This is a genomic window from Kitasatospora sp. MBT66 (assembly GCF_000710405.2).
GTDB classification, from domain to species: domain Bacteria; phylum Actinomycetota; class Actinomycetes; order Streptomycetales; family Streptomycetaceae; genus Kitasatospora; species Kitasatospora purpeofusca.
The window spans coordinates 108,222-114,442 of record NZ_JAIY01000012.1; the positions used below are offsets into that span (position 1 = coordinate 108,222).

A 6,221-nucleotide genomic window follows, 5' to 3' on the forward strand; every position below is an offset into this window, starting at 1 on the left:
GTCGACGGCACGGCGCCGCCCCCGGCGGAGCCGCCGCACCCCGCGACCGCGGCCACCAGGCACACCGCCGCGACCAGCCCGCCCCGCCCCCGCCCGCGCCGGGGTCCAGCCAACCCCCGATTAATGCGATTATCTGATGGTCTGTCCATAACCCCACTGCTCCCCCGCCACGCCGGGCACCCAATCCACCCCTCACCCGCCCGGCCCAGCCCCGGACCGTGCCCCCGACCTGCGGCTACCGTCCCGTCGGTGATCGAAAAGGGTTGGCGCCGGGCGCGGACGGCGCCCGATAATGCGCCCATGACGACGAGCACCACGAGTACGCAGCACAGCACCGGGGACGCCTGGGCGGTCGCGCCCGCCGACGTCGGATCCGCCGAGTCCCTGGCCCTGCTGCGCGAGTACTTCCTCGACGTCGCCAACCGCTACTACCGGCTCCACTTCGACCGGGACGGCACGGCCGAGGAGATCGAGACCGGCCTCGCCGCCAACTCCAGCGTCCACCTCGCCCCGCCCGCCGGGATCTTCCTGCTCGGCCGGTACGCGGGCGAGGCCGACTCCTGCGCCGGGCTGCGGGTGCTCGACGCCACGACCGTCGAGCTGACCCGGGTGTACGTCCGGCCGTCCCGACGCGGCACCGGTGGCGGCGCCCGGCTGCTCGCCGCCGTCGAGGAGGCGGCCCGTTCCCTCGGCGCCCGGCGGATCGTCCTGGACACCCGGCTCGACCTGGTCGAGGCCCGCGCGCTCTACACCCGGCACGGCTACCGCGAGATCCCCGCCTACGGCAACAGCCCGTACGCCGAGGTCTGGTACGGCAAGGACCTCGTCCCGGAGCAGCGGTCGGGCGGGGCCCGTGCAGACGGTTGAGCTGCTCTGCGACCCGCCGTTCGACCGCACCGTGCGCACCGTCTGGCAGCGGCTCGCAGAGGCCGGGGTGGACAGCCTGGCGGACAACCCGCACCCGGGCCACCGCCCGCACCTCACCCTGGCCTCCTGCGCCCGGATGCCCGCCGGCGCCGCCGAGCGGCTGGACGAACTCCTCGCCGAAGCCCTGCCGTTGACCGTCCGGCTGACCGGCCTGCTGTCCTTCGCGGCCCGCAGCCGGCGCCGGGTGCTCAGCTGGGCGATCGTCCCCACGGTCGAGCTGGTGCAGCTCCACCGGCGCGTCTGGGAGGTCCTGGACGGCGCCGCGGAACCGTCCCCCTACTACGTCCCCGGCCGCTGGTCCCCGCACCTCGGCCTGACCCGCCGCCTCACCCCGGAGGACGTGTCCCTCGCCCACGCCGCCCTCGGCCGGCACCCGGACCTCACCGGCACCTTCACGGCCGCCCGCAGCTTCGACTCGGAGACCCAACTGACCCGCCCGTTGGGTGCGGTCGACGGCGGCCCCGGCTGACACGGCCGGGACCACAGCTGTCCGGGATCACAGCTGAACCCGGATCGCAGCTGTCCCGGATCAGAGCGCTCCGCGATCGCCCTGCTCGGCGTGCTCGGCATGCGATCCGCCGATCCAGAAGGTCAGCGCCTTCCGGCCGCCCCCGAGTGACCGCCGCATCGCGTTGACCAGTCGTGTCTGCGCCCGGGCCACCTCCGCACCGGCCGCGAGGAACTCCTCCTCGCCGAGCGGCGCCCGGACGGTGTCGGCCTCGCGGGCGACGCGCCCCAGGAAACGGTCGACGGCCCGGCCGAAGTGGTCGATCTCGCGCGCGACCTCGGCCGGAGCGACCAGGCTCACCCGTGTCAGCACGGCGCTCCACTCGGCCCAGTCGTAGTCCCAGCCGCTCCGGTCGGCGTGGGCGCGCTTGATCACCATCGTGAACCTGGCGTAGTGGCTCAGGAGTTCCTGGTAGGCGAGGAGTTGCCGGTCCCGCGACCACTGACGGTCCTGGCCCCGCCGGGTCACCAGTCCGCCCACCAGCACGCCCACGGTCGCCGAGGCCGCTCCGGCCGCGGTCGTGATCAGCGATTCCAGCAACGCTCCCCCAGCCCCCGCGCCTGCCGTTCGATCCGCGGTCGGAACATAGCACCGGCGCGCACCCGCGCCCCCGTGAATTCCTCGGCCTCCGACTACGCCGCCCCCGACCCCGCCCCGGCGAGGGCCTCAGCCGAGGACCGACGCCAACTCGGCCGCGTCGGGCGGGTTCGCACCGGGGCGGGTGACCGTGAGGGTGGCGGCGGCCGTGGCGCGGGCGAGGGCCGCGTCGAGGCTCGCACCGGCGTGGCGGGCGTGCAGGAGGGCGGCGGTGAAGGCGTCGCCCGCGCCCACCGTGTCGGCGACCTCGACCGTGCGGGCGGGTGCCTCGGCGCGGCGGCCGTCGGCGGTGAGCGCGAAGGCGCCGGCCGGCCCGCGGGTGACCGCGACGGTGGCCGGGCCGAGGCCCAGCCAGTGCCGGGCCACCTCCTCCGGGTCCCGGCCGGGGTAGAGCCAGGCGAGGTCCTCGTCGCTGGCCTTGACCAGGTCGGCGAGCGCCGCACAGCGCTCCACCCGGCGGACGGCCTCGCCGTGCTCGCCCATCAGCGCGGGCCGCACATTGGGGTCGTAGCTCACCCCGGCCCGGCCGCGCCACCGCTCGACCAGGGCGAGCACCGCCGCCGCTCCCGGGCCGGTGACGGCGGCGATCGAACCGATGTGCAGGTGCCCGGGCCGGAAGGGCAGTTCGACCGGCGGGAGGGTCCAGCCGATGTCGAAGGTGTACTGCGCCCGCCCCTGCTCGTCCAGCCGCACCACCGCCGACGGGGTGCGCGGGGCCTCCGCTGCCGCCTCCGCTCCGGGGAGCAGGGTGACGCCGGCGGACTCCAGGTGCGCGCGGATCAGTCGGCCGTACGGGTCGTCGGCGAGCTGGGTGAGCAGCGCGACCGGCTCGCCCAGCCGGGCCAGCCCGTAGGCGACGTTGGCCGGGCTGCCGCCGGGGTGGACGACGTCGGGCGCGCCGTCGGTGCGGACGACGTCGGCGACGCACTCGCCGATCACCACGAAGTGCGGGCTGGTCACGGGGCTGCTCCTGCCGGTCCGGTGCGCCGGCGGGGCTGCGGGCGGCCGGCGCGGCTGCCCAGCCTACGAGGTGGGCGGCGGGACCCGGAGGAGCGGTGGGCCCGGCCGGGAAGGGCCGCGCGCGTGCGGAGCGGATGCGGGGGGCATCGGCTCCGCACGCGGGCATGAGTACGGCCGCCGGACCTGGCCAGGTTCTCCGACGGCCGTGGCCCCGCCCGTCAGGGGGCGGAACTCTTCGAAGGTATGACACTGCGCAGCCGCTCGGCCACCATGGTGGTCCGTCCGGGGGACGGCCGCGTGTCGCCCGGGTCGGGGCCGGCGGGTCCGGAGCGGTCCGCGCAGGTCGGAGCGGTGGGGGGTGTGGATTGTCGGAGGGCCCTGCTACGGTCCGTGCTCGGAAGATCGCTCACCGGAACCGGGCCTGCCGGGGCCGGCGCGGACCCTCCGACACGAGAGAGGTGATCACCTTGTCCTGGCACCGTTCCGTCCTCGCCGCCACGCTCGCGCTCGCGGCGGTACCGCTCGGTCTGGCCCCGGCGGCCGCGGACAGCCCGGGCGCGGGTCCGCCGGGGACGGGGGACCCGGTCTTCCCCGCGCTCGGCACCACCGACTACGACGCGCACTCCTACGACCTCGCGTTCACCTACCGCCCCGCGACCAGGACGGTCGATGCCACCATGGCGATGACCGCCCGTGCCCACACCGCGCTGCCGAGCCTGGAGCTGGACGCGCTCGGCCTGGACGTGCACACCGTCCGGGTCGACGGGCGCCCGGCCGGCTTCCGGACGCACGACGAGAAGCTGACCGTGGTCCCGGCCCGCCCGGTCCGGGCCGGGGCCGCGCTGCGGGTCGAGGTCGAGTACACCGCCGACCCCCGGGCCGTCCTGCCGCACACGGGGTGGGTGGTGACGCCCGACGGCTTCGCGGTGGCCGGTCAGCCGAACAGCGCGCACACCGTGTTCCCGTGCAACGACCGGCCGGGCGACAAGGCCCGCTTCACCGTCGCCGTCACCGCGCCGGACGAGCTGTACGGGGTGGCCAACGGTCTGCCGACCGCCACCGAGCCGCACCCCGACGGCACCACCACCCGGCGCTACCGGTCGCGCGAGCCGATGGCGACCGAGCTGCTCCAGGCCTCGGTGGGCCGTTACACGGTCCGGGAGCGCCAGGGCCCCGACGGGCTGCCGCTGCGCGACGTCGTGCCCACCGCGCGGGCGGCCGACCTGGAGCCCGCCCTCGCCCTGACCCCGGGCCAGCTGGGCTGGGCCGAGCAGCACCTCGGAGCGTTCCCGTTCGAGACGTACGGGCTGCTGCCGGCCGACACCGACGACCCGGCGGCGTTCGACTTCACCGGGCTGGAGACGCAGACGCTCACGCTCTACAAGCCGAACTTCCTGCGCCAGCCGGAGCGGCAGATCGGCTCGCACATGATGCACGAGCTGGTCCACTCCTGGTTCGGGAACAGCGTCACCCCGGGCACCTGGGCCGACCTCTGGCTGAACGAGGGCCACGCCGACTTCTACGGTCTGATGTACCGCTACGAGCGCGGCTGGCCGGACTCCGGCGGCTTCACCACCCTCGCCGACCGGATGCGGAGCGTCTACGCCCAGGGCGACCAGTGGCGGCACGACTCCGGGCCGGTGGCCGCGCCGACCGCCGCGACGCTGTTCGACAGCCAGCGGTACACCGGTGGCGCGCTGGTGCTGTTCGCGCTGCGGGAGCGGGTCGGGCCCGAGGTGTTCGACCGGATCGAGCAGACCTTCCTGCGGCGGCACCGGAGCAGCACCGCCAGCACCGCGGACTTCCTGCGCGCGGCGGACGAGGTCTCCGGGCAGTCGCTCGGCGGGTTCCTGCGCGACTGGCTCTACGGCGAGCGGACCCCGCCCATGCCGGGGCACCCCGACTGGACGGTGGATCCGGTCGATCCGGGCGCGGCACGGCGGACGGGAGGTGTGCCGAAGGGCTCGGGGACGCTCTGACTGCGGCCGGCCGCGCCGACGGGCCGGGAACGGACGGGAACGGACAGGGACAGGCGGAGAACGCACGGACGGGGAGGGGCGGACCGGCGCGGGCCCGGAGCCGGGTCTCACCCGGCGCGCCCGGCCGATGCGCCCGGGCGCCCATCACGCGCCCTTGGCGGGTGCCGGTGGCGGGCGGATCGTGGTGACCACGGCCCGCTCGCCGCCCGGCCGAGTCCCGGCCGGCTCGCGGGCCGTCCAGCGTTCGCGCCCGACCCGGGACGCCCCCGGCGCCGCCCCGTGCCCGTCCTCGCGCCCGCGCCTGTGCCCTGCGCCCTGCGCCCTGCGCCCGCCCAGCGCCGCACCGGTGGGGCCGTCGCGGGGGCCCCGGCCGACCCCGCTGTGGGCCCCGACCTGGGCACCCGCGAAAATAGACCGGTCGGACAGGCAACCCGGCGCCGACCCCAGCGCGTTCAGCAGCCGTGAGAACGAGAGCGCGGACCCGGCGGCCACGGCCGACCGGCAGGACCGCCGCCACCGGCTTGGCGGCGGGGACGACAGAGACGGTGGCGGGAGCGGCATGGCGGGGGCGTCGGGATGAGCGAAGCGAGACCGGACTTCGAGGAGTTCGTCGCCGCCCGCAGCCCTCGGCTGCTCAGGATGGCGTGGCTGCTGACCGGCGACCCGTACCTGGCCGAGGACCTGCTCCAGACGGCCCTGGCCAAGGTCTGGCCGCGCTGGGAGCAGGTCGCGATCGACCGGCCCGAGGCGTACGTGCGCCGGGTGCTGGTGAACTCGCACGTCTCCTGGTGGCGCCGCCGCTGGCAGGGCGAGCTGCCGCACGACCGGCTGCCGGAGCCGCCGACCGTCGCCGACCCGTTCGACTCGGTGGTGACCAGCCAGGTGGTCGCCGCCGCAGTGCGGGCGCTCCCGGCCCGGCAGCGGGCCGTGGTGGTGCTGAGGTTCTTCGAGGACCTCAGTGTGGAGGACACCGCCGAGGCGCTGGGCTGCACCACGGGCACCGTCAAGAGCCAGACGCACCGCGCCCTGCAGGCGCTGCGCGGCAAGCTGCCGGCCAAGGAGCTGCTGCTGGACGGGGGTCGTCGTGACGGAGCATGACTTCGCCGCCTGGGAACGCGAGGCGGCGCTGGACCGGGCAGTGGCCGACGACCACGAGGTGGCGGACGAGCTGCGGATACTGCTCCAGCTGGCCGCGCCCCACCTGTCGGCGCCCGCGGACCGGATGGAGCGGGTACTGGCGCGGGCCGCCC

6 protein-coding genes are annotated in these 6,221 nt (G+C 76.0%); 4 read left to right on the forward strand and 2 right to left on the reverse strand.

Translation table 11 applies throughout. From position 1 onward, the window contains the following. The first annotated feature begins 300 nt into the window (after positions 1-300). Both BI06_RS32830 and BI06_RS32835 read left to right on the forward strand, forming a co-directional pair. Positions 301-867 (forward strand): GNAT family N-acetyltransferase, encoded by a 567-nt coding sequence (locus tag BI06_RS32830; RefSeq protein ID WP_082558858.1) that lies wholly within the window; start codon positions 301-303, stop codon positions 865-867. Then, entirely contained in the window at positions 854-1,396 is a 543-nt protein-coding gene (locus BI06_RS32835; RefSeq protein ID WP_043474435.1) for a 2'-5' RNA ligase family protein, read from the forward strand. The genes BI06_RS32830 and BI06_RS32835 overlap by 14 nt, the downstream gene beginning before the upstream one ends. Before the next feature lie 60 nt (positions 1,397-1,456). Here BI06_RS32835 and BI06_RS32840 read toward each other — a convergent pair whose 3' ends face one another. Next, positions 1,457-1,975: a hypothetical protein gene (locus BI06_RS32840; protein WP_043474438.1), complete on the reverse strand. Its 519-nt coding sequence runs from the start codon at positions 1,973-1,975 to the stop codon at positions 1,457-1,459. A 126-nt stretch (positions 1,976-2,101) separates the two neighbouring features. Further along, on the reverse strand, positions 2,102-2,992 hold the full coding sequence (locus BI06_RS32845; protein WP_043474441.1) for a carbohydrate kinase: 891 nt from the start codon (positions 2,990-2,992) through the stop codon (positions 2,102-2,104). Positions 2,993-3,459: 467 nt separating this feature from the next. Between BI06_RS32845 and BI06_RS32850 the strand changes: the two genes are divergently transcribed. Together BI06_RS32850 and BI06_RS32855 are read left to right on the forward strand one after the other, a co-directional pair. Beyond that, the gene (locus BI06_RS32850) at positions 3,460-4,971 is read left to right on the forward strand and encodes a M1 family metallopeptidase (RefSeq protein WP_369826288.1); all 1,512 of its coding nucleotides are present in this window, start codon (positions 3,460-3,462) and stop codon (positions 4,969-4,971) included. Between the two features lie 576 nt (positions 4,972-5,547). Then, positions 5,548-6,069, forward strand: coding sequence for a SigE family RNA polymerase sigma factor (locus tag BI06_RS32855; protein WP_030394769.1), 522 nt, complete (start codon positions 5,548-5,550; stop codon positions 6,067-6,069). The last annotated feature ends 152 nt before the right edge of the window (positions 6,070-6,221 follow it).

Excerpts from the sequence above, each read along its gene's own strand:
- BI06_RS32830 (WP_082558858.1), top strand. The coding sequence starts at position 301 with ATGACGACGAGCACCACGAGTACGCAGCACAGCACCGGGGACGCCTGG.
- BI06_RS32855 (WP_030394769.1), top strand. The coding sequence starts at position 5,548 with ATGAGCGAAGCGAGACCGGACTTCGAGGAGTTCGTCGCCGCCCGCAGC.